This window comes from Micromonospora echinofusca (assembly GCF_900091445.1).
GTDB lineage: Bacteria > Actinomycetota > Actinomycetes > Mycobacteriales > Micromonosporaceae > Micromonospora > Micromonospora echinofusca.
This window is the reverse complement of sequence record NZ_LT607733.1, coordinates 715,748-735,857: the sequence shown is the minus strand read 5'-3', so window position 1 is coordinate 735,857 and position 20,110 is coordinate 715,748. Positions and strand designations below refer to the sequence as shown.

At 72.8% G+C, this 20,110-nt stretch carries 20 protein-coding genes and 1 pseudogene; 8 read left to right on the top strand and 13 right to left on the bottom strand.

Going from position 1 to position 20,110, the window contains the following annotated elements; translation table 11 throughout:
• Window positions 1–25 precede the first annotated feature (25 nt).
• The 6 genes and pseudogenes from GA0070610_RS03455 to GA0070610_RS03430 all read right to left on the bottom strand — a co-directional run bounded on the left by GA0070610_RS03455 (window position 26) and on the right by GA0070610_RS03430 (window position 5,321).
• Window positions 26–835, bottom strand: a complete 810-nt coding sequence (locus GA0070610_RS03455; protein ID WP_088998686.1) for an alpha/beta hydrolase — start codon at window positions 833–835, stop codon at window positions 26–28.
• A 66-nt stretch (window positions 836–901) separates the two neighbouring features.
• Window positions 902–1,228: a hypothetical protein gene (locus GA0070610_RS03450; RefSeq protein ID WP_172896372.1), complete on the bottom strand. Its 327-nt coding sequence runs from the start codon at window positions 1,226–1,228 to the stop codon at window positions 902–904.
• A gap of 135 nt (window positions 1,229–1,363) precedes the next feature.
• Window positions 1,364–1,615: pseudogene (locus tag GA0070610_RS03445) on the bottom strand (sigma factor); the annotation flags it as partial.
• A gap of 40 nt (window positions 1,616–1,655) precedes the next feature.
• The gene (locus tag GA0070610_RS03440; protein ID WP_088998683.1) at window positions 1,656–3,473 is read right to left on the bottom strand and encodes a 3-hydroxyacyl-CoA dehydrogenase family protein; all 1,818 of its coding nucleotides are present in this window, start codon (window positions 3,471–3,473) and stop codon (window positions 1,656–1,658) included.
• A 166-nt stretch (window positions 3,474–3,639) separates the two neighbouring features.
• Window positions 3,640–4,698, bottom strand: coding sequence for an alpha/beta fold hydrolase (locus GA0070610_RS03435; RefSeq protein ID WP_088998682.1), 1,059 nt, complete (start codon window positions 4,696–4,698; stop codon window positions 3,640–3,642).
• 89 nt (window positions 4,699–4,787) lie between these two features.
• Entirely contained in the window at window positions 4,788–5,321 is a 534-nt protein-coding gene (locus tag GA0070610_RS03430) for an FHA domain-containing protein (RefSeq protein WP_197697792.1), read from the bottom strand.
• Between the two features lie 264 nt (window positions 5,322–5,585).
• On the opposite strand from GA0070610_RS03430, the gene GA0070610_RS03425 reads away from it, so the two are divergent.
• Window positions 5,586–7,082, top strand: a complete 1,497-nt coding sequence (locus GA0070610_RS03425; protein ID WP_088998681.1) for an aldehyde dehydrogenase family protein — start codon at window positions 5,586–5,588, stop codon at window positions 7,080–7,082.
• A 68-nt stretch (window positions 7,083–7,150) separates the two neighbouring features.
• Window positions 7,151–7,828, top strand: coding sequence for a methyltransferase domain-containing protein (locus GA0070610_RS03420; RefSeq protein WP_088998680.1), 678 nt, complete (start codon window positions 7,151–7,153; stop codon window positions 7,826–7,828).
• 124 nt (window positions 7,829–7,952) lie between these two features.
• Here GA0070610_RS03420 and nucS read toward each other — a convergent pair whose 3' ends face one another.
• Window positions 7,953–8,612, bottom strand: coding sequence for an endonuclease NucS (gene nucS / locus GA0070610_RS03415; protein WP_088998679.1), 660 nt, complete (start codon window positions 8,610–8,612; stop codon window positions 7,953–7,955).
• A gap of 71 nt (window positions 8,613–8,683) precedes the next feature.
• On the opposite strand from nucS, the gene GA0070610_RS03410 reads away from it, so the two are divergent.
• Window positions 8,684–9,301 (top strand): DUF4126 domain-containing protein, encoded by a 618-nt coding sequence (locus GA0070610_RS03410; RefSeq protein WP_088998678.1) that lies wholly within the window; start codon window positions 8,684–8,686, stop codon window positions 9,299–9,301.
• A 34-nt stretch (window positions 9,302–9,335) separates the two neighbouring features.
• Here GA0070610_RS03410 and GA0070610_RS03405 read toward each other — a convergent pair whose 3' ends face one another.
• Complete coding sequence (locus GA0070610_RS03405; protein WP_088998677.1) at window positions 9,336–9,584, bottom strand: hypothetical protein; 249 nt, start codon at window positions 9,582–9,584, stop codon at window positions 9,336–9,338.
• A gap of 149 nt (window positions 9,585–9,733) precedes the next feature.
• Entirely contained in the window at window positions 9,734–10,327 is a 594-nt protein-coding gene (locus tag GA0070610_RS03400) for a hypothetical protein (protein WP_088998676.1), read from the bottom strand.
• Between the two features lie 655 nt (window positions 10,328–10,982).
• Between GA0070610_RS03400 and GA0070610_RS03395 the strand changes: the two genes are divergently transcribed.
• Window positions 10,983–11,942 (top strand): polysaccharide deacetylase family protein, encoded by a 960-nt coding sequence (locus GA0070610_RS03395; RefSeq protein WP_231925890.1) that lies wholly within the window; start codon window positions 10,983–10,985, stop codon window positions 11,940–11,942.
• Between the two features lie 60 nt (window positions 11,943–12,002).
• Window positions 12,003–12,305, top strand: a complete 303-nt coding sequence (locus GA0070610_RS03390) for a DUF1540 domain-containing protein (RefSeq protein ID WP_088998675.1) — start codon at window positions 12,003–12,005, stop codon at window positions 12,303–12,305.
• 135 nt (window positions 12,306–12,440) lie between these two features.
• Here GA0070610_RS03390 and GA0070610_RS03385 read toward each other — a convergent pair whose 3' ends face one another.
• Window positions 12,441–14,447: a protein meaA gene (locus tag GA0070610_RS03385; RefSeq protein ID WP_088998674.1), complete on the bottom strand. Its 2,007-nt coding sequence runs from the start codon at window positions 14,445–14,447 to the stop codon at window positions 12,441–12,443.
• A gap of 151 nt (window positions 14,448–14,598) precedes the next feature.
• Between GA0070610_RS03385 and GA0070610_RS03380 the strand changes: the two genes are divergently transcribed.
• Both GA0070610_RS03380 and GA0070610_RS03375 read left to right on the top strand, forming a co-directional pair.
• Window positions 14,599–15,447, top strand: coding sequence for an ABC transporter ATP-binding protein (locus GA0070610_RS03380; RefSeq protein ID WP_088998673.1), 849 nt, complete (start codon window positions 14,599–14,601; stop codon window positions 15,445–15,447).
• Complete coding sequence (locus tag GA0070610_RS03375; RefSeq protein ID WP_088998672.1) at window positions 15,444–16,289, top strand: ABC transporter permease; 846 nt, start codon at window positions 15,444–15,446, stop codon at window positions 16,287–16,289. Before GA0070610_RS03380 ends, GA0070610_RS03375 begins: the two co-directional genes overlap by 4 nt.
• 42 nt (window positions 16,290–16,331) lie before the next feature.
• Here GA0070610_RS03375 and GA0070610_RS03370 read toward each other — a convergent pair whose 3' ends face one another.
• Window positions 16,332–17,180, bottom strand: coding sequence for a 3-hydroxyacyl-CoA dehydrogenase family protein (locus GA0070610_RS03370; RefSeq protein WP_088998671.1), 849 nt, complete (start codon window positions 17,178–17,180; stop codon window positions 16,332–16,334).
• A gap of 143 nt (window positions 17,181–17,323) precedes the next feature.
• The gene (murA, locus tag GA0070610_RS03365; RefSeq protein ID WP_088998670.1) at window positions 17,324–18,766 is read right to left on the bottom strand and encodes a UDP-N-acetylglucosamine 1-carboxyvinyltransferase; all 1,443 of its coding nucleotides are present in this window, start codon (window positions 18,764–18,766) and stop codon (window positions 17,324–17,326) included.
• Between murA and GA0070610_RS03360 the strand changes: the two genes are divergently transcribed.
• The gene (locus GA0070610_RS03360; RefSeq protein WP_088998669.1) at window positions 18,765–19,337 is read left to right on the top strand and encodes a cob(I)yrinic acid a,c-diamide adenosyltransferase; all 573 of its coding nucleotides are present in this window, start codon (window positions 18,765–18,767) and stop codon (window positions 19,335–19,337) included. The genes murA and GA0070610_RS03360 overlap by 2 nt on opposite strands.
• Window positions 19,338–19,648: 311 nt before the next feature.
• Here GA0070610_RS03360 and GA0070610_RS03355 read toward each other — a convergent pair whose 3' ends face one another.
• Window positions 19,649–20,104 (bottom strand): DUF2550 domain-containing protein, encoded by a 456-nt coding sequence (locus GA0070610_RS03355; protein ID WP_088998668.1) that lies wholly within the window; start codon window positions 20,102–20,104, stop codon window positions 19,649–19,651.
• Between the last annotated feature and the right edge of the window lie 6 nt (window positions 20,105–20,110).

Below are 20,110 nucleotides of genomic sequence, written 5' to 3'. Positions count from 1 at the left end.
GACGGGAGTGCGAGGCGGAGGTGGCTCAGCCGGCCTGGCCGGCGGGCGGGCCGGGCACCGGGCGGTCCGCGAAGGAGGCCACGGTCCGGTCGGCGTACGCGCTGACGTCGCCGGTCTCCATCGGGCCGTCCCAGGTCGTCGGCAGCGGCACGGCGGCGGCCGGGTTGACCCGGCGGACCACCTCGTCCAGCACGGTCTCGGCGTCGCCGACCCAGAGGTGCTTCGCCCCGGGCACCCCGACCACCTCGGCCTGCGGCACCGCCGCGAAGCGCTCCCGGGCCTCCTCGGGGCGCAGGTAGTCGTCGAACTCGGGTACCAGCGCGGTCAGCGGCTTGCCGGACTCCGCCCAGTGCTCCAGGTCCGCCGGCGCGGAGAAGCGCAGCGGCGGGGAGAGCAGGATCGCCCCGACGACGGCCGGGTCGCAGCCGTACTTGAGGGTCAGGTCGGTGCCGAACGACCAGCCCAGCAGCCAGATGTTCGGCAACTCGTGGAACTCGGCGTACTCGATGGTGGCGGCGACGTCGAAGCGCTCGCCGACCGCGTTGTCGAACGCCCCCTCGCTGGTGCCACGCAGGCTGCTGGTGCCCCGGGTGTTGAAGCGGAGCACCGCCAGGTCGGCCAGGGCCGGCAGCCGCCACGCCGCCTTGCGGAACACGTGGCTGTCCATCATTCCGCCGTGCGTCGGCAGTGGGTGCAGGCAGACGAGGGTGCCCACCGGCTCACGGTCCAGCGGCCGGGCCAACTCGCCGACCAGCCGCAGACCGTCGGCGGTGTGCAGCTCGATGTCCTCCCGGTGGCCGGGCAGGATGGAGGACGCGCGGATCGGTGTGCTCACCCCACCAGTCTCGCCGGTGCGGCCGGGAAGCGCCGGGCGGGGCGGAAACAGCGTGATCCAGATCGCTCAGCCGTACCGGGGAGCGCCGCGACCACGCTGCACGACCGGCCCGCGCCGGTCTCGCGCCCGCCAGCACCCGCTGTGCCAGTGCCGCCGGTCGGTCAGGTCGCCCCGCCCGTCCGCCGGCCACGCCACCAGGTGCGCCACGCCGGGCCGGATCTCCTGGTCGCAGCCCGGACAGCGGTACGTCTTGGTGGAGGCGCCGCCGCTGATCCCGCGTACCTGCCAGTCGCCGTCGCGCCACTGCTGCACCGAGGCGACGCCCTGGCGGGCCCGGTCGGAGTCGAGGTGCGCGGCGTCATCGCGGCGGGGTCGGTTGCGACGGGGGCTCACGCTTGCCAAGCGTACGGGCCGACGGCGGGGCCGGCCCGGGGCGGGCGGGCCGGCACCCCGCCCCGGTCAGTCCCAGGTACGCGGGTCGGCGGGGTCGACGGCGACCCGGGTCCCGCCCAGGTCGCCGTGCTGCGGCCGTTCCCCGAAGTCCGCGACGGCCAGTTCCCGGTTCGATCGCCGGCGCCACCAGGAGTTGTTGGCGTTGGCCAGCATCCGGCGCACGTACACGTCCGGCCGGTCCGCCCGGGCGATCTTCCGCCAGTGCACGTACGCGCGGGCCAGCACGTCCTGGGCGAGGTCCTCGGCCCGGTGCTCGTCGCCCGTCAGCAGCCGGGCCAGCCGTACCAGGGCGGGGCCTCGGCTGCTGACGTACTCCTCGAAGGTCACACCATCCAGACGCCGTCACCGGCGCGCGGCGTTGACCCGGTCAGCGGCGGGTGTGGTCGCGGAAGCCCCGGCCGCTCTTACGGCCCAGGTAGCCGGCCGTGACCAGGTGCTCCAGCAGCGGCGCGGGGGCGAAGCCCGGCTCGCGCAGTTCCAGGTAGAGCTCCCGCTGGATGGCCAGCGCCACGTCCAGGCCGACCACGTCGAGCAGCTCGAACGGGCCCATCGGGTAGCCGCAGCCCAGCTTCATGGCGTGGTCGATGTCGTCGGCCGTCGAGTAGCTCGCCTCCAGCATCTTCACCGCGTCGTTGAGGTACGGGAAGAGCAGCGCGTTGACGATGAAGCCGGACCGGTCGCCGCAGACCACGCCCGTCTTGCCCAGCGCGGCGCAGACGGCGCGGGCGGTGACGGTGGTCTCCGCCGAGGTGCGGATGGTCTCCACGATCTCGACCAGCGGCATGAGCGGCGCCGGGTTGAAGAAGTGCAGCCCGACCACGTCGGCGGGCCGCTGGGTGGCCATCGCGACGTCGATCACCGGCAGCGACGAGGTGGTGGTGGCGAGCACGACGCCCGGCTTGCAGATCTCGTCGAGGCTGGCGAAGAGGGCCTTCTTGACGCTCAGCTCCTCGACCACGGCCTCGACGACGAGGTCGACGTCGGCGAGGTGCTCCAGGGTGGCCGACCAGTTGATCCGGCCCAGCGCGGCGTCGCGGTCGGCCTCGCTGAGCTTGCCGCGCACCACGCCCTTGTTGAGCGAGGTCTTGACGGCCTCGAAGACCTTGGCGGACTTCTCGGCACCCCGGGTCACCGAGACGACCTCGTAGCCGGCCTTCGCGAAGACCTCGATGATGCCGGTGGCCATCGTCCCGGAGCCGACGATACCGATCTTGGTCACGGCGGCGGGGCCGGCAGACTCGCCCCCTGCGCGGGTGCCGTCGCCGAGCGCGGCGTCCGCCGGCACCGGCGTCTGCTCGTCGGGTACGACGACCGGGGAGCCCGGCCGCTCGTAGGTGTAGAAGCCCCGGCCGGACTTGCGACCGAGGAGCCCGGCGGTGACCATCTGCTTGATCAGCGGCACCGGGGCGTGCCGGCGGTCCCGCCCGCCGCGCCGGTACATGGTGTCGAGGATCTCGTACGCGGTGTCCACGCCGATCAGGTCCATCAGCGCCAGCGGGCCCATCGGCAGGCCGCAGCCGAGCTTCATGGCGGCGTCGATGTCCTCGCGGGTGGCGTAGTGCGACTCGAACATGCCGACGGCGTGGTTGAGGTAGCCGAAGAGCAGCGCGTTGGCGATGAAGCCGGCCCGGTCGCTGATGGTGACGTCGACCTTGCCGAGCCGCTTGCAGAGCCCCTCCACGTCGGCGACCACGTCGGCGGAGGTGACCACCGTCCGGACCACCTCGACCAGCTTCATCACCGGGGCGGGGTTGAAGAAGTGGATGCCGATGACCTGGTTGGGCCGGCTGGTGGCGACGGAGATCTCGGTGACGCTCAGCGACGAGGTGTTCGTGGCCAGGATCGCCTCGGGCTTGCAGACCCGGTCCAGCTCGGCGAAGATCCGCTGCTTGAGGTCCAGGTGCTCGGGCACCGCCTCGATGACCAGGTCCACGGAGTGCAGCGCGTCCAGCCCGACGGCGAACCGTACGCGGCTCAGCAGCGCGTCCCGGTCGGCCTCGGCGAGCTTGCCCTTGGCCACGGCCCGGTCCGTCGACCCGGTGAGGATGGCCCGCCCGCGTTCGAGCGCGTCCTCGGAGACCTCCACGGCGACGACGTCCACCCCGTTGCGCGCGAACACCTCGACGATGCCGGCACCCATGGTGCCCAGACCCACTACGCCCACGCTGGTGAAATCGCGCGCCACGGCCAGCCTCCTCGATGCTCCGCACGGCCGCTTGAACGACCATTAAGGTTATGCGCGCGAGTCTGCCACCTGACGCTGAGTTGTCGAGGCGCCGTGGGAAATTTCACGGGCACAGCGGGGCCTGCGCACCGGGCGGGCGACGCCGTCGGTCAAGTCGCCGGGTCGGTCAGCTCGCCGGGTCGGTCAGCCTGAGCAGCTCGGCGACGAACTCGGCCGGCCGTTCCAGGTGCGGGCTGTGCCCGCAGCCGGGCAGCAGCACCTCGCGGTACGACCCGCCGGCCGCCGCGTACCGCTCCAGCACCGCCCGGGTCTGCCCCACCATCGGCTGCGCCGGGCAGGCCGCCTCCCCCGGCCAGCCGGGCAGCACGCCCAGCGAGCCCAGGTGGGCCAGGTCCATCATCGCCGTGTCCGAGACGATCACGTCGGCGTCCCCGTGGATCCAGGTGATCGGCGGCTTGCCGGCCACCGCGACCAGCTCGTCGGCGACGCGGAAGTACGCCGGCGAGAGGGCGTTGAGCACGCCGCGCCGGCCCGGGGCGGTGCCGGGCCAGTTCGCCGAGGCCACCGCCGTACCGGGGTAGTTGTCGTCGCCGGTGGCGGTGGAGAGGAGGCTGTCCAGCAGCAGTTCCTCGTCGTCGCCGAGCGAGGCCGGGTCCGCCACGTAGGTCGCCCGCAGCACGGCGCGCGGGCTGGTCGGGGCGTCCACGCCCCGGTCGCCGGCCGCCAGCCGCTTGACGAAGTCACGGTTGCCGGTGCCGCCGCCGGTGCCGGCGAAGTCGGGGGTGGTCGGCGTGCCCGTCAGGTCCCGGGTGCCGCCGTAGCCGTAGGGGGAGACCGGCGCGGCGAGCAGCAGCGCGCCCACCCGGTCGGGGTGCTCGACGAGCAGCCGCATGGCCACCCCGCCACCGAGCGAGTGGCCGACGACCACCGGCCGGGCGCCGGACGGGAAGAGGGACGGGTCGTCGAGCAGCGCCGCGACGTCGTCGGCGAAGTCGCTGAGCCCCCGGGTCGCGTCCACCCCGACGGTGTCGGTCAGCCCGTAGCCGCGCAGGTCGGGCGCGACCACCCGGAGGGTTGCCGGCAGCCGCCGCACCAGCGGCTCCCAGAAGGCCGCCGACGAGCAGTTGCCGTGGATCAGCAGTACGGGAGCGCCGTCCGGCGGCCCGGCCACCCGTACCGCCTGGGTGATCCCGTTCGCCGACACCAGCCGCTGTCCGGTCTCCATCCGCCGGATGCTGCCACGGCGGCGCCGGACGCGTCCATGGGCCGGCCCGCCACCTTCGGGCACCGTACGGTGTGTGCCGGCGGCCTCGGTCAGGACGGGGCGGACGACACCGCCGGAACCGCCCCCGGCGCAGGGGCGACGGCCGGGACCGCCACCGCGTGAACGGCCGGGACCGCCACCGCGTCGACGGCCGGGACCGCCGGCGGCGGCGCCGGGCCGACGGCCGGGGTCGCGAGCGGCAACGGCAGGGTCGGACGACGGTCGCGGCGCGGCGCGTTGAAGCTGAAGCCCACCGGGTCGGTGCGCGCCACACCCGGGTCGTAGACGCGCAGTTCGGTGCGGCCGAGCCGGATCACGTCCCCGTCGGCCAGTCGCTCCACGCCGGTGATCCGCCGGTCGTTCAGCCAGGTGCCGTTGGTGGAGCCAAGGTCGGCCAGGGCTGCCCCCTCCCCCGTCAGCCACACCTCGGCGTGCCTGCGGCTCAGGTGGGCGTCGTGCACCACGACGTCGACGGTCGGCGCCCGGCCGATGACCTGCCGCTCAGGGCCCACCCGGAAGCTCAGTCCCCGCATCGCCCCGCCGGCCACCGTCAACAACGGTCTCAGTTCCGGATGTTCCTCCATGGACAGTCAGCCTCCACCCCGCACGGTCACCCCGTGCGTCAGCCTGCCAGCACACGGTAGTCGCCCTCCACCGCCACCTGGTCACCTACGCGCCCCCGGCCGGACACCTCGCGTTCAGCGGTTCGGCGCGCATCGGCCCAGGAATCATCACAAGTCCGGCCGACGGCCGTCCACCCCGTTCCGTGCCCTGTGCGGCCGGTCCGGCGGACGGGACCGCCGCCCGCGCCCCTACCGGCGAGTAATCCTCGGGTCTAGACTTCCGCCATGACGGCTGTGCATGTCCCGGGCACCCCGGTCATCGAGGACGGTCGGCTGGTCTCGACGAGCCCCGCGACCGGAGCGGAGGCCGGGCGCCTGCCGGTCGCCACCGCCGAGGACGTCCGGCGGGCTGTGGACCGGGCCCGCGCGGCCGGCGAGTGGTGGGCCGCGCTCGGCTTCGACGGGCGCAGGGAGCGGCTGCTGCGCTGGCGCGGCCTGCTCGCCCGGCGGATCGAGGAGATCGCCGAGCTGGTGCACGCCGAGGGCGGCAAACCGGTCGCCGACGCCGTCGTCGAGGTCGTCACCGCCGTCGAGCACGTCGACTGGGCGGCCCGCAACGCCCGCCGGGTGCTGGGCCCCCGCCGCGTCCGCTCGCGGCTCGTCCTGGCCGAGTTCTCCGCCCACCTCGAATACCAGCCGTACGGGGTCGTCGGCGTGATCGGCCCGTGGAACTACCCCGTCTTCACCCCGATCGGCTCCGCCGCGTACGCGCTGGCGGCGGGGAACGCGGTGGTGCTGAAGCCCAGCGAATACACCCCCGTCGTCGGCCAGTGGCTCGTCGACACCTTCGCCGAGGTCGTGCCCGAGCAGCCGGTGTTCACGGCGGTGCACGGGCTCGGCGACGTCGGGGCGGCGCTGTGCCGTTCCGGGGCCGACAAGGTGGCCTTCACCGGCTCGTCGGCCACGGCGCGCAAGGTGATGGCGGCCTGCGCCGAGTCGCTGACGCCGGTGCTGCTGGAGGCCGGCGGCAAGGACGCGATGATCGTCGACGCCGACGCCGACCTGGACGCCGCCGCCGAGGCGTGCGTCTGGGGCGCGCTGACCAACGCCGGGCAGACCTGCATCGGCATCGAACGGGTCTACGCGGTCGAGCCGGTCTTCGACGCCTTCGTCGGCAAGGTGGTCGAGCGGGCCGCCCGGCTGACGGTCGGCCCGGACGACGCGGACATCGGCCCGATCACCATGCCCAGCCAGCTCGACGTGATCCGCCGGCACATCGACGACGCGCTGTCGCGGGGCGGTCGGGCCGTGCTCGGCGGCGCGGACGCCGTGCAGCCGCCGTACGTGCGGCCGACCGTGCTGGTGGACGTTCCGGAGGACTCCGCCGCCGTACGTGAGGAGACGTTCGGCCCGACCCTGACGATCAACCGGGTCCGCGACGCCGACGAGGCCGTCGACCGCGCCAACGCCCTGTCGTACGGCCTGGGGGGTTCGGTCTTCGGCCGGCGCCGCGCGGTGGCGATCGCCCGGCGGCTGCGCTCGGGCATGGCGTCGGTGAACTCGGCGCTGACCTTCGCCGGGATGTCCACGCTGCCGTTCGGCGGCGTCGGCGACTCCGGCTTCGGGCGCATCCACGGCGAGGACGGGCTGCGCGAGTTCAGCCGCGCCAAGGCCGTCACCCGGCGGCGGGCCCGGTCGCTGCTGCCCTCGACGACCTTCGAGCGGACGCCGGCCGACGTCGCCCGGCTCGTGAAGGCCATCAAGGTCATGTACGGCAGGTGACTGTCGGATAACCGATCATGAAGATCCCCGCGTGTGTCCAACGTGGTGGGAGCGGTACATTGCGTTAAATGCGCCCCCATCGATTGCGCTTCCACCTCGTCGACAGTGACCGGTCGTGGAGTGCCCGGCAGCGACGTCGACGCGCCGACTGGCTGGCCCGCACCTTCCCCGACCTGGAGAAGATGCACGTCATCGACCTCGGGGGCCGGCTCGGCACCTGGACCCGCGCCGACGTGCGGCCGGCGCGCGTACACGTGGTCAACCTGGAACGGCCGCCCGCGAACGTCCCGGACTGGGCGGAGGTCGACCGGGCCGACGCCTGCGACCTGCCGGCCCGGATCACCTCGCGCCGCTACGACCTGGTCTTCTCCAACTCCGTGCTGGAGCACGTCGGCGGCCACGAGCGGCGGCTGCGCTTCGCCGACGCCGTGCGCGGGCTCGGCGACCGGCACTGGGTGCAGACGCCCTACCGCTACTTCCCCATCGAGCCGCACTGGATCGCGCCGGGGATGCAGTTCCTCCCCGTACGGCTGCGGACGGCGTTCGCCCGCCGCTGGCCGCTCGGGCACAAGCCGACCCGTACCCACGAGGCCGCCATCCACCAGGTGCTCTGGACGGAACTGCTCGACCGCTCGCAGATGCGGCACTACTTCCCCGACTCGCGGATCCTCGCCGAGCGGGTGGCCGGCCTGCCCAAGTCCCTGATCGCCGTCCGCGCGGACGGCCCGCCGGTCCCGTCGCCCTGACACGGCGGGCCCCCGCAGTCGCCGCGGGTGCCGTGGCCGATCGACGACCGCTGGCCGGGCAGTGGTGCGGGCCCGGGGCCGCGCTGCCCCCGGCGTGCCGGAGCAGCAGTTCGGCGGCCGTATGTCAGAAGAGGGTCAGCTCGTCGCGTTCGATGCCGCGCAGCCTGTCGTAGTTCACGACCACGCAGCGGATGCCCCGGTCCAGCGCGAGCACCCGGGCCTGCGGCTTGATTTCCTGCGCGGCGAAGACCCCGGTGACCGGCGCGAGCAGCGGGTCGCGGTTGAGCAGTTCCAGGTAGCGGGTGAGCTGCTCCACGCCGTCGATCTCGCCCCGGCGCTTCACCTCGACGGCGACGGTGCCGGACGCGGCGTCCCGGCAGAGCAGGTCGACCGGGCCGATGGCCGTCATGTACTCCCGGCGGATCAGCGTGAACCCCTCGCCGAGGGTCTCCGGGTTGGCCGCCAGCAACTCCTGGAGGTGCGCCTCCACACCGTCCTTGCGCAGGCCCGGATCGACGCCCAGCTCGTACGAGGTGTCCTGGAAGATCTCCTCCAGGGTGATCCGCAGTTCCTCGCCCGCCTTGTTGACGACCCGCCAGACGCCGGGGGCCTCCTCCAGCCGGCAGGGCGGGCTCATCCAGTTCAACGGCTTGTACGCCCGGTCGTCGGCGTGGATCGACACCGACCCGTCCGCCTTCACCATGAGCAACCGGGTGGCCGGCGGCAGGTGGGCCGAGAGCCGTCCGACGTAGTCCACCGAGCACTTCGCAATGACCAACCGCACCCGACGAGGGTAGCCGAGACCCCGGCCCTCGCCAGCGAGCGGCACTGGCGTGCCGGTGCCATGCTGAGACGGTGCTCGAAGTTCTCACCGGTACGGGTCTCGCCGCCTCGGCGGGGCTGAACGCGTACATCCCCCTGCTCACCATGGGCCTGCTGGCCCGCTACACCAGCCTGATCGACCTGCCCGGCGGGTGGCAGTGGCTGGGCAACGGCTGGGTGATCGCGATCCTGGCGGTGCTGCTGGTCGTCGAGGTCGTCGCCGACAAGGTCCCGGTGGTCGACCACGTCAACGACGTCGTGCAGACCGTGGTCCGGCCGACGGCGGGCGGCCTGGCGTTCGGCGCGGGCTCGTCGTCGGAGACGGTGACGGTGAGCGACCCGGGCAGCTTCTTCTCGTCCAGCGAGTGGGTCCCCGTGGTGACCGGTGTGCTGATCGCCCTCGGCGTGCACCTGCTGAAGTCCGCCGCGCGACCGGTCATCAACGCGACCACGGCCGGCGTCGGAGCGCCGGTGGCCAGCACCGCCGAGGACGCCACCAGCGTCGTCATGTCGGTGGTGGCGATCATCCTGCCGGTGCTGGTGCTGGCGTTCCTGCTCGGGCTGGTCCTCTTCCTCTTCTGGTTCCTGCGCCGCCGCTCCGAACGCCGCCGGGAACGTCAGGCGGCGCGGGCCGCCGGCTTCCGCGTCTGACGACTCCCGGTAGGGCGGGTGGGCGGTGGCGGTGTCAGTCTGGGGGGCGGTTGCGGGCGAGCTTGATGAGCAGCACCACCAGCAGACCGATGCCGAAGAACACAATCAGGCAGCAGTCGAAGCCACCGAACCCGGCCTTGGCGGGGCGTGCGTTCTGTCCCGCCCGCACCACGATCTCGCCGCTGCCCGACGATGCCCAGGCCGCGACCGGTATGGCCACCGAGAGCCCGACCGTACCGAGGACCGTGCCCAGACGGCACCGCCACCTGTTCCACGCAGACATGGCCCCATCCTCGCCGAGACCCGCAACCGGGGCGCGGCGGACTACACCGGGCCTGCACGGCACGCACAGGCCGTCAGACGTCGAACTGGCCGGGCCCCGAGGTGCGGGGTCCGGCCAGTCGGGCGCTGGTTCTCACCACGGGGTACGGGTCAGCTGTTCCAGTGCTGGGCGACCAGGTCGGCGGCCATCTGCTCCCACTGGGCGTAGTGGTCCGGGTACGCCGACACCTGCACGGTCTGCGCCGCCTCGGTCAGCGGCATGTCCTGCCACCCGTCGACCTGCTTGAGGCCCTTCAGGAACGCCGTCGTCGAGTACTCCGGGTCGGTGATCTGCTCCACCGTGCCCCAACCACTGGACGGACGCTGCTGGAACAGGCCCTGCGAATCGTGGTCGTTGCGGTCACCCAGGTGACCCAGGTTCTCCAGCTTCGACTCCTGCAGCGCGGTCGCGATGGAGACCACGGCGGCCCGCTCGTCCATGCCGGCCTTCTTCGTCGCGGCGATGATGGCCTTGACGTTGGCGACCTGCTCGTCGGACAGGTCGATGCGCGACTGGGCGCCCTGCACACCATGCGGCACCAGCGTGCCCATGTCCGGCTTGTCGGCCTGCACCGCCACCGCGCTGATCGGCGCCGCCGCCACCGGGGCGCCGGCCTCGGCGTGGTTCAGCGGACCGGCGGCCAGACCACCGGCAACGGCCAGACCAGCAATACCAAGAACGCTCTTACGCATGATCGTGTTCATCACAGATGCTCCATTCGGGGGTTGGCACCCACACCGAGGGGGTCGGCTTCGCGCGGGTGCAAGCACCGTCCGGCGCTCATGAACTCAGGGGATCTCCAGCGGAACTGGAGGGATCTCCGGCGTCGCACCGGAGGAAAGATCAGATCGGCCGTGTCGGCCGGATGTCCGACCTGTGCGGGTCGGAAGCGGCCGGCTGTCTCGCGGGGCGGGGGTTGCCCTCACGTCGACCGGACCATGTGTAACGACCACCGGCCCGCCGCCATTCCCGGGGACCCGGGTCCGCCATCCCGGTCGGGCGGCGAGGCCTGGCGCGTGGCCTTGCTCGGTCGTACGCATGGTGTAACGACCTGACCCCCGCCACGATTCCGCCCCCACGATGCCCCCGGTCACACGCCGGAACCGGACATCCCGCCCGCCCGGGGCTCGACCACCGCAGGCCTGGCCGAGCCCATCCGGACACCCCGCACGACACCGCACGTAGTCGGTTGCGGCGGCGACCCGCAGCAGATCTTGGTGGATACCGGCCCCTGGAGGGGCACGTTCCTGCCAAGATCTCCCCGCGCAGCCCACCCGAGCCGGTACGACGCGGCGATCCGAACGCCACGCCACGGTGCCAGGGCACGCGGGAACCCCGGCGCGCTGACATCATCTCCCGGTGCACGTGAAGATCCCCCGCGTTCCACTCGTCGCGACCCTGGTCGCCGTGGCCGCCGCCGCAGCCCTCCTCGCCGCCCCGGCGCCGGTGCGTGCGCCGGCCACCGCCGGCATCGTCCGGGCCACGGCGACGGGCCAGACGGAGACGGGTCGAGCCCCGCAGACCCCGACCGCCCCGGGACAGACCACGCCCCCGACCGCCCCACCGCCGACGCCCACGGCGTCAAGCGGTCAGGAGCCGACGGCCGCGCCCAGCGGGACGGTCCCCGGCGCCACCCCGGTCGGCACCAGGCCGCCCGTCGTCGACCACGGGCCGCGTACGGGGAACAAGGTGGCGCTCACCTTCGACGCCGACATGACGGACGCGATGCGGTACCAGTTGCGCAGTGGCGCGGTGCGGTCGTACGCGAACCTGAAGATCATCGACCTGCTGGAGCGGGAGCGGGTGCCGGCGACGTTCTTCCTCACCGGCAAGTGGGTCGAGCAGTACCCGGACGTGACCCGCCGACTCGCCGCGAACCCGCGTTTCGAGCTGGCCAACCACACGTACGGCCATCTGGCCTTCACGCCGGACTGCTACGGCCTGCCCCGCATCGCGGAGCGCGAGATGACCGCCGACGTGGCGCGGACGTTCGACGTGGTGGCCGCGTACGGGGGGCGGCAGACCCGGTACTTCCGCTTCCCGGGACTGTGCCACGACCGGAAGGCGCTGACCGCGCTGGCGCCGCTGGGGGTGACGGTGGTGGACGGCGACGTGGTCAGTGGTGACCCGTTCGCGAAGTCCTGGCGGCCGGTGGTGCGCGCGTCGCTGGACGGGGTGCGTCCCGGCTCGGTGATCGTGCTGCACGTGACGGAGGCGAACGCGCCGATGACGGACGAGGCGTTGCCGCACATCCTGGCCGGGCTCGCGGAGCGCGGCCTGGAGCCGGCCCCCCTGTCGGAGGTGCTCGGGGTGGGCTGAACCTGACTCGGCAAAACCCACAAAAGCCTAAAATCGGGGCAAGACACTAAGGAGGTCACCGTGACCGCAGCAGTGGAGATGCCCCGCGTCCAGGAGTGTGTCGTGGCGGCGTGCTCGTACAACCACACCAACGACTGCCACGCCTTCGCCATCACCATCGGCAGTCCGGACCACGCGCACTGCCACACCTTCATCGAGATGCCGGCGGTCCGTGGCGGGGTGGACGGCGGCATGACCGCGCAGGTCGGTGCCTGCCAGCGCGCGGACTGCCGACACAACGAGCAGTTGGAATGCCACGCGCCGTCGATCAAGGTCGGCCCCGACAACGACATGGCCGACTGCATGACGTACGCCAGCCGCTGACCTCGCCCGGGGCGCGCCGGACCGGCGCGCCCACGGGCGGGACCGCACCACCGGCGGCGAGGGCCGCTGGCGCCGCGTGCCGCGCCGGCCTCGGGCACGCCCGGCACGTCGACCAGCGCCACCACGGCTCCCGCGTCAGCGCAGGCCGTTGGTCTCCCGGACCACGGTGACCAGCTCGTCGATGATCCCGGTCAGGGCGAAGTCCTTGGGCGTGAAGACCCGGGCCACCCCGGCGGCCCGGAGCTGCTGCGCGTCGCCGGCGGGGATGATCCCGCCGACCACCACCGGCAGGTCCGGGCGGCCGGCGGCACGCAGACCGTCCAGCACCGCCGGCACCGCCGCCAGGTGCGAGCCGGAGAGCACCGAGAGGCCGACCAGGTCCACGTCCTCCTCCACGGCGGCGGCGACGATCTGCCCGGCGGTCAGCCGGATGCCCTGGTAGACCACCTCGAAGCCGGCGTCGCGGGCGCGTACCGCGATCTGCTCCGCGCCGTTGGAGTGCCCGTCGAGGCCGGGCTTGCCGACGAGCAGCCGCAGCCGGCCGCTGCCCAGCTCGCGGGCGGTGGCGGCGACCCGCGCGCGGACGGCGGCCAGGCCGGGGTCCCCGCCGGAGCCGGCGGCGCCGGTCAGGCCGGTGGGCGCCCGGTACTCGCCGAAGACCTGGCGCAGCGCGCCGGCCCACTCGCCGGTGGTAACCCCGGCCCGCACGCACTCCAACGTCGCCGGCATCAGGTTCGTCGTGGTCGCGGCGTCCGCGCGCAGCCGGGCCAGCGCCGCGTCGACGGCCGCGTCGTCCCGACCGGCCCGCCACCGGCGTACGGAGGCAGTGGCCGCCGCCTCGACGGCCGGGTCGACCTGCTCGACGGACTCGGCGCCGGCGGCGGTCAGCGGCGACGGCTCGGTCTCGGTGAACCTGTTGACCCCGACCACCACGTCGGCGCCGGACTCCATCCGGCGGCGTCGCTCGGCCAGCGAGGCGACCAGCGCGCTCTTGAGGTAGCCGGTCTCGACGGCGGCCACCACGCCGCCCATCTCCAGCACCTTCTCCAGCTCGACCCGGGCGCCGGCGACGATCCCGTCGACCAGCGCGGTCATCACGTGCGAGCCCTCGAACAGGTCCGGGTACTCCAGCAGGTCCGACTCGTACGCGAGCACCTGCTGCATCCGCAGTGACCACTGCTGGTCCCATGGCCGGGGCAGGCCGAGCGCCTCGTTCCAGGCGGGCAGTTGCACGGCGCGGGCGCGGGCGTCGCGGGACAGGGTGACGCCGAGCATCTCCAGCACGATGCGCTGGATGTTGTTCTCCGGCTGTGCCTCGGTCAGGCCCAGCGAGTTGACCTGCACGCCGTAGCGGAACCGCCGCTGCTTCGGGTTCTGCACCCCGTAGCGCTCGCGGGTGATCTCGTCCCAGAGCGCGCCGAAGGCGCGCATCTTGGCGATCTCCTCGACGAAGCGCACCCCGGCGTTGACGAAGAAGGAGATCCGCTGCACGACGTCGCCCATGCGCTCGGCGGGCACCTGCCCGGAGTCGCGGACCGCGTCGAGCACGGCGACGGCGGTGGAGAGCGCGAAGCCGACCTCCTGCACCGGCGTCGCGCCGGCCTCCTGGAGGTGGTACGAGCAGATGTTCACCGGGTTCCAGCGCGGCATCTCGCGCAGCGTGTACGCCACGACGTCGGCGGTCAGCCGCAGCGACGCGGCCGGCGGGAAGATGTGGGTGCCCCGGGAGAGGTACTCCTTGATGATGTCGTTCTGCGTGGTGCCGGCGCAGCGGGACAGCTCCGCGCCCTGCTCGACGCCGACCGTGCCGTAGAGGGCGAGCAGCCACATCGCCGGCGCGTTGATGGTCATGGACGTGTTCATGTCGGCCAGCGGGATGCCGTCGAAGAGGGCCCGCATGTCGCCGAGGTGCGCCACCGGGACGCCCACCCGGCCCACCTCTCCGGCCGCGAGCTCGTGGTCGGGGTCGTAGCCGGTCTGCGTCGGCAGGTCGAAGGCGACCGACAGCCCGGTCTGCCCCTTCGCCAGGTTGCGGCGGAAGAGCGCGTTGGTCGCGGCGGCCGAGCTGTGCCCGGCGTAGGTGCGCATCACCCAGGGGCGGTCGCGTTCGGGCAGCCGGCCAGGGAGTGCCTTCTCGTCCATGGCGGGAGTCTAAGTTACCGTTCAGTCACCAGGGCTGTGGAAAACCACACAGCTCCATGGAGCGGAAACCCGGGTGCGAAGCGCCCGGCATGGGCGCGACCACCACACCCCGGCCGGCCCGCCGCCGTGGCCAGGTCGCACACTTGAAGGCATGCATGACGAGCTGGCGATCTCCGTGCGGGGGCTGCGCAAGGCGTACGGGGACAACGTCGCCGTCGCGGGCGTGGACCTCGACGTCCACCGCGGCGAGGTCTTCGCCCTCCTCGGCCCCAACGGCGCCGGCAAGACCACCACCGTCGAGATCCTGGAGGGCTACCGGCGGCGCGACGCCGGCGACGTCGACGTCCTCGGCAGCGACCCGGCCCGCCCGGCGCCGGACTGGCGCTCGCGGGTGGGCATCGTGCTCCAGGGCACCGGCGAGTTCGACGAGCTGACGGTCGCCGAGGTGGTGCGCCACTTCGCCGGCTTCTACGCCGACGCGGACGACCCCGACAAGGTCGTCGAGCGGGTCGGGCTGGCCGGCAAGGCGAAGGCCCGTACGCACACCCTCTCGGGCGGGCAGAAGCGCCGGCTCGACGTGGCGCTCGGCATCGTCGGCCGCCCCGAGCTGCTCTTCCTCGACGAGCCGACCACCGGATTCGACCCGGAGGCGCGCCGGGAGTTCTGGGAGCTGATCCGCGACCTGGCCGCCGCCGGCACCACCATCGTGCTCACCACCCACTACCTCGACGAGGCGGAGTCCCTCGCCGACCGGGTCGGCGTCATCGCGGGCGGCCGGGTGGTCGAGGTGGCCACGCCCGACCAGCTCGGCAACCGGCGCGAGGCCCTGGCGACGGTCTCCTGGCGTACGCCGGAGGGGGCGCGGCAGACGGCGGAGAGCGCGACGCCGACGGCGCTGGTGGCGGAGCTGGCCGCGCGCTTCGGCGGCGAGGTCCCGGGCCTGACGGTGACCCGGCCGACCCTGGAGGACATCTACCTGCGCATGATCGGACACCGATGACCACCACGACGAAGCCGGCCGCGCCGGCCACCACGGCGCCGGCCCGGCGGCCCGGCCCGGTCGCCCTCAGCCTGCGGCAGAGCCGGCTGGAGATCACCCAGTTCCTGCGCAGCCGGGAGTCCGTCGTCTTCACGATGGGCTTCCCGGTCATCATGATCCTGATCTTCGCGGCGATCTTCGACGACGAGATCGCCCCCGGGGTCAGCTACACGCAGTACTTCATCACCGGCATGATCGCCACCGGCCTGATGACCGTGAGCTTCCAGAACCTGGGCATCTGGATCCCGATCGAGCGGGACCGGGGCGTGCTCAAGCGCTACCGGGGCACGCCGATGCCGAAGTGGGTCTGGTTCGCCGGCAAGGTGATCATGGTGGTGGCGATCGGCATCGCCGAGACGGTGCTGCTGCTCGCGGTCTCGGTGGCGCTGTTCGACCTGGAGCTGCCCGGCACCGCCGCGAAGTGGCTGACCTTCGGCTGGGTGTCGGTGCTCGGCGTCACCGCCTGCACCCTGTGCGGCATCGCCATCTCGTCGCTGGCCCGCACCGCCCGCAGCGGCTCGGCGGTCGTCACGCCGGTCGCGCTGGTGCTCCAGTTCATCTCCGGGGTGTTCTTCGTCTTCACCGAGCTGCCGACGTGGATGCAGCAGGTGGCGGCGCTCTTCCCGCTGAAGTGGATGTGCCAGGGCCTGCGCTCGGTCTTCCTGCCGGACGCCTTCGGCGCCCGCGAGCCCGGCGGCTCGTTCGAGCTGGACCGGGTCGCCCTGGTGCTCGTGGCCTGGTGCGTGATCGGCCTGGTGCTCTGCCTGACCACGTTCCGCTGGACGACCAAGCGCGACGGCTGAGCCGGACGGGGGCGGGTCACCGCCCCCGTCCGCCGCGCCGACTCAGTACGTGTAGAAGCCCTTGCCGCTCTTGCGGCCCAGGTCGCCGGCGGTGACCATGCGCTGGAGCAGCTCCGGCGGGAAGAACTTCTGGTCCGCGGTGTCGGTGTGGATGTTCTTCGTGGCGTGCATGAGCACGTCCACGCCGGTCAGGTCGGCGGTGGCCAGCGGGCCCATGGCGTGGCCGAAGCCGAGCCGGCAGGCGGTGTCCAGGTCCTCTGCCGAGACCACGCCCGCCTCGACCAGCTTGACGGCCTCGACGAGCAGGGCCGAGATCAGCCGGGTGGTGACGAAGCCCGCGATGTCCCGATTGACCACCACGACGGTCTTGCCGATCTCCTCGGCGAACGTCTTCGCCGCCGCCAGCGTCGCGTCGCTGGTCTTGTAGCCGCGCACCAGCTCGCAGAGCTTCATCATCGGCACCGGCGAGAAGAAGTGGGTGCCGACGACCGCCTCCGGACGCCCGGTCACCGCGGCGATCTGCGTCACCGGGATGGCCGAGGTGTTGGTCGCGAGCACCACGTCGGCCTTGCAGATCTTGTCCAGCGCGCGGAACACCTCGTGCTTGATCTCCAGCCGCTCGAAGACCGCCTCGACCACGATGTCCGCGTCGGCAGCCGCCTCCAGCTCGGTGGTCGGGGTGATCCGGGCCAGGGTCGCCTCGACGTCGGACGCCTCGATCTTCCCCTTCTCGGCGAACTTCTCCAGCGACTTCCGGATCCCGGCCATGCCGCGCCCGGTGGCCGCGTCGTCCAGGTCCCGCAGGGTCACCTGCCAGCCCGCCTGCGCCGCCACCTGGGCGATGCCCGAACCCATCAGCCCGGCACCGACGACCGCGAGTCGACCCGCCATCTCTATCTCCCTCGCCTGTTGGAGTGTCTGTCAGCACCCTAGTCGGCGAGCCTGAACGAGCGCTAAGGCGTGTGGCCGGGGCGACGGCTCCAGGCGCGCTCCCCCGGCCCCGCAGCCGAGGTGTCGGGCGGGGGCGCGGCGGCTCAGATGGTCAGGTCCGGCTCCTCCGGGGCGGTGCCGCGCTCCACCTCGACGCCCAGCGCGCGCAGGTCGGCGGCGAAGTCCGGATAGCCCCGGTCCACGTGGTGCACGTGGGAGACCTCGGTGACCCCCTCGGCGCGGAGCCCGGCGATGATCAGGCCGGCGCCGGCCCGGATGTCGGTGGCGCGTACGGGCGCGCCGGAGAGCACCTCCCGGCCCCGGACCACCGCGTGGTGACCGTCGGTCTTGATGTCCGCGCCCAGCCGCATCATCTCGTTGGCGAACATGAACCGCCCGTCGAAGATGTTCTCGGTGATCAGGGAGGCCCCGTCGCTGACCGCGGCCAGCCCGATCGCCATCGGCAGCAGGTCGGTGGCGAAGCCCGGGTACGGCAGCGTGACGACGTCCACCGCCTTCGGGCGGTCGTCCATCCGGATCCGGAACGCGTCGCCCCGGGTCTCCACCAGGCCCCCGGCCGAGACCAGCTTGTCGAGCGCCACCTCCAGGAACGCCGGCTCCACCCCGGTGACGGTGACGTCCCCCCGGGTCATCGCCGCGCCGAACGCCCAGGTGCCCGCCACGATCCGGTCCCCCACCGTGGCGTGCCGCACCGGCCGCAGCCCCGGCACCCCCTCGATGCGCAGGGTGGAGGTGCCGGCGCCGGAGATCCGGGCGCCCATCTGGTTGAGCATGGTGCAGATGTCGACGATCTCCGGCTCACGGGCGGCGTTCTCGATGAGGCTCGGCCCCCGGGCCAGCACCGCCGCCATGACCAGGTTCTCCGTCGCCCCCACGCTGGGGAAGTCGAGCACGATCTCCGCGCCGTGCAGCCCGTGCGGCGCCGACGCGATCACGAAGCCGTGCTCGCCGGAGATCTCGGCGCCCATCCGGGTCAGCCCGGAGACGTGCATGTCCAGGCCCCGCGAGCCGATGGCGTCCCCGCCCGGGTGGGCCACCCGCACGTACCCCCGGCGGGCCAGCAGGGGGCCCAGCACGCAGATCGAGGCGCGCAGCCGGCGTACGAGGTCGTAGTCCGCCTCGGCGCCGGGCTGCTCCGGCACGTCGATGACCACCGACCGCGAGCGGGCCACCCCGTCGTACGCGACCATCGGGTCGACGGGGTCGTCGGCGTCGAAGTGCACGCCGCAGCCGAGCCGGCGGAGCACCTCGCCCATGATCGCGATGTCGGTGATCCGGGGCACGTTGGTGATCACGCTGCGGCCCGGGGCGAGCAGCGCGGCGGCCATCAGCTTCAGTGCCGAGTTCTTGGCGCCGACGACGTGCACCGTGCCGGCCAGGCGCGCGTCGCCGCGTACCCGGATGACGTCGAGATCGCTGACCGCCGGGTCACCGGCGTCGCCGGGCCCCACCCCGGCCGTCCGGACGGCGGTGCCGCCCGGGCGCTCCGGGATCGTCAGGTCCGGTATCCGTAGGCTGTGCGTCATGGCCGTCCACCTCACGCGCATCTACACCAAGGCCGGCGATGCCGGCATGACCAGGCTGAGCAACAACGAGCAGGTGCCGAAGACCGATCCGCGCATCTCCGCGTACGCGGACGTCGACGAGTGCAACGCCGCGATCGGCGTTGCGCTCGCCCTGGGGCAGCTCGACGACGGGCTGCGGGCCGTCCTGGCGTCGATCCAGAACGACATGTTCGACGTGGGCGCCGACCTGGCCACCCCGGTCGAGCCCGACCCGAAGTACCCGCCGCTGCGGGTCACCGAGGCGTACGTCGAGCGTCTGGAGGGCTGGTGCGACGAGTACAACGCACGCCTGAGCAAGCTCGACTCCTTCATCCTCCCCGGCGGCACCGCGGGTGCGGCGCTGCTGCACGTGGCGCGGACGGTCGCCCGGCGCGCCGAGCGGGCGGCGTGGGCCCTGGTCGCGCACGACCCTGATCGGACCAGCTCGCTCCCGGCAAAGTATCTCAACCGGCTCTCCGACCTGCTCTTTATCCTGTCAAGAACGGCAAATCCGGATGGAGATGTGCTATGGGTGCCCGGCGGTAACCGCTGACCACCCGTCGCCCGTGCCCACCGGATGTCCCGGTGGGCACGCTGCACCACACCGAGGTCTGGGTACCCGATCTTCCCGGACCGTCATCCCCGCGCCGGCGGTCCAGACACCCACGCCGCCTACCTCACCGACGACCAGGGGTTAGTTCAGCGGGTCACCTGACGAGACCGGTAACGGTGCAGGTGGTGTAAGAGTGCGCCGGACCGCGGACGGTGCGACGGCAGGGGTTTCCGGTAGCCCGCCCGCGGAGGGATCAAGCCTGACCGCCCGGAGCGGATGGGCTCCCCGGAGACCCCCAAGGACGAGGGACGTCAGGCTGCGGGCCAGTCCTGGGAGGCCAGACGCGGCGAGACCGCCCCCGGAGGGGCGGCCTCGAGCCAGGAGAGGAACCCGGTGACGGTCGACCGGGCCATCGCGATCTCCACCGGAGCGTGGTTGCTCGTACAGCGGAGGATGACCCAGTCGGCGGGCATCGAGAGGGGCTCCTGCCCCTCGGGGAGCCGCCGCCGCTCGACGGCCAGCTCCTTGCGGGAGAGCACCCGGGTGGGGCGGATGGCGAAGCTGAACAGCCGGTACCAGCGGAGTTCGTCGCCGACGAAGCGGCCGAAGCCGGGAGACCAGCCTCGGCCGTCGAGCATCGTGGAGGTCCGGACGCCGAGCCGGATGATGCCCCCGCTACGGGTGACGACGGCCCGCCGGGCGAAGAGGATCAGAAGTGCGCCGAGGATGACGGCGACGCCGATTCCGATCCCTTCGACGATCTCCATCGGCGT

Excerpts from the sequence above, each read along its gene's own strand:
- GA0070610_RS03360 (WP_088998669.1), top strand. The coding sequence starts at position 18,765 with ATGGCCGTCCACCTCACGCGCATCTACACCAAGGCCGGCGATGCCGGC.
- GA0070610_RS03425 (WP_088998681.1), top strand. The coding sequence starts at position 5,586 with ATGACGGCTGTGCATGTCCCGGGCACCCCGGTCATCGAGGACGGTCGG.
- GA0070610_RS03400 (WP_088998676.1), bottom strand. The coding sequence starts at position 10,327 with ATGAACACGATCATGCGTAAGAGCGTTCTTGGTATTGCTGGTCTGGCC.
- GA0070610_RS03355 (WP_088998668.1), bottom strand. The coding sequence starts at position 20,104 with ATGGAGATCGTCGAAGGGATCGGAATCGGCGTCGCCGTCATCCTCGGC.
- GA0070610_RS03375 (WP_088998672.1), top strand. The coding sequence starts at position 15,444 with ATGACCACCACGACGAAGCCGGCCGCGCCGGCCACCACGGCGCCGGCC.
- GA0070610_RS03370 (WP_088998671.1), bottom strand. The coding sequence starts at position 17,180 with ATGGCGGGTCGACTCGCGGTCGTCGGTGCCGGGCTGATGGGTTCGGGC.
- GA0070610_RS03380 (WP_088998673.1), top strand. The coding sequence starts at position 14,599 with ATGCATGACGAGCTGGCGATCTCCGTGCGGGGGCTGCGCAAGGCGTAC.
- GA0070610_RS03435 (WP_088998682.1), bottom strand. The coding sequence starts at position 4,698 with ATGGAGACCGGACAGCGGCTGGTGTCGGCGAACGGGATCACCCAGGCG.
- GA0070610_RS03385 (WP_088998674.1), bottom strand. The coding sequence starts at position 14,447 with ATGGACGAGAAGGCACTCCCTGGCCGGCTGCCCGAACGCGACCGCCCC.
- GA0070610_RS03405 (WP_088998677.1), bottom strand. The coding sequence starts at position 9,584 with ATGTCTGCGTGGAACAGGTGGCGGTGCCGTCTGGGCACGGTCCTCGGT.
- murA (WP_088998670.1), bottom strand. The coding sequence starts at position 18,766 with ATGACGCACAGCCTACGGATACCGGACCTGACGATCCCGGAGCGCCCG.
- GA0070610_RS03420 (WP_088998680.1), top strand. The coding sequence starts at position 7,151 with ATGCGCCCCCATCGATTGCGCTTCCACCTCGTCGACAGTGACCGGTCG.
- GA0070610_RS03430 (WP_197697792.1), bottom strand. The coding sequence starts at position 5,321 with ATGGAGGAACATCCGGAACTGAGACCGTTGTTGACGGTGGCCGGCGGG.